Source organism: Agrobacterium sp. D14 (assembly GCF_001526505.1).
Lineage (GTDB): Bacteria > Pseudomonadota > Alphaproteobacteria > Rhizobiales > Rhizobiaceae > Agrobacterium > Agrobacterium leguminum.
Map to the genome: position 1 here is coordinate 1 of NZ_ASXX01000051.1, position 1,381 is coordinate 1,381.

General features: G+C 62.4%; 1 protein-coding gene. It reads right to left on the bottom strand.

All coding sequences use genetic code 11. The features are described from left to right. Positions 1-1,319, bottom strand: a 1,319-nt coding sequence (locus L901_RS21245) for an ATP-binding protein (RefSeq protein WP_059760094.1), incomplete at its 3' end; no start/stop codon positions are given. Positions 1,320-1,381 lie beyond the last annotated feature (62 nt).

Below are 1,381 nucleotides of genomic sequence, written 5' to 3' on the forward strand. Positions count from 1 at the left end.
AGCAGTTCCAGCGCCTTGTTGACGACGGTATTCCAGTAGTCGGCATATTCCCGCTCGGCCGGCTGCCGTTTGCCGATGCCGTCGATCTCATCGATGAACAGGATCGCCGGCGCCATGGCCCTCGCCTCGACAAAGGTCTTGCTCATCCTGTCGATGACATCGTTGAGATGACCGCCCTGCAGCCAGGTCGAAACGGATGTGACGACAAGCGGAACCTGCAGGCTGTTGCACAGCGCCCGGGCAAAGGTGGTCTTGCCGGTTCCGGGCGGACCGGACAGCAGCAGCTTGGTGCTCATCTCCGACCATGCCAGGATGCTGGCGCGGTAATCGTCCAGGTCCGCCTTGAGATCGAGCGCCCAGTCCTTCCCCTTGCCATATCCGGATAGCGTTTCGACGGTCATTGGCGGCTTGTGGCCGATCTCACCTGCTGTCGGCAAAGGCTCCGGCTGGATCACCTCAGCGCCCGACGGCTTGTCCTTCTTCCAGCGACCGTTGCTATCGGTGTCGGACGATTTCGGCTTCTCGTTGGAGCCCTGGGGTTTCTCGGTGGATGTGCTGGAGGATGCCGATCCGGATGCCATGTCATCGCTCCCGCCACCACCGTCCTCCTCTTCCTCGAAGTCACTGCGATTGCGCTCAATGAGCGTGGCAAGGACATGCAGCACGTCGCGAACATGTCGTCCAGGACGAAACGCGAGCACCAGGTCCTCCAGCGACAGCCAGCGCGCTTCGGAATCCGACGGCAGACTGAGCGTCTCAATTGTGGCGTCCGGATAGAGCACCTCGACCAGATCGGCGACGAAGCTGCGATCAAGCTTTCCCGTTTCCAGCGACAGGTCGGCGGCGATCTGCAGCAACGAGGGAATGTCCGATCGTTTCTCCGCGATGGCGAGGATCGACAAGTCACGCGACAGCGCGCTGAGCATTCGCCGGCGCAGGGCATTGCCCGTGACACGATGCACGCCGGCACCCGAGAAAGTCATCAGGCGCCTGCGTGCCTCACCTTCGAGGACATCGAAGTGATCGTCGTTGAACATGTGGTCCGCATCGACGATTGCGAACGGGCCGCCGGGTACCAGCCGGGTTTTCTCCAGGAGCCGCAGCACTTGCCCCTCGAAGCCCGCAAGTGGCGCATGGAGGGTGACGACCGGCGTCACACGGGTCAGCGTATAAACGATCTCCCGAAGCGATCGTCCGCTCCTTTGCACCGCGCGCGCCAGAACCAGGCTTGCAACGATTTGACTGACCAGTGGCTGAGCGACTGCCCGATCCACCAGGCCGACGGCGTAAGCGCGCCGATCGATACCGTTGCTCAGCAACGCGTCCTCTCCGATTGCGCCATGACGCACGCGAGGGATGTTCACGAGTTGCGCGGCGAACG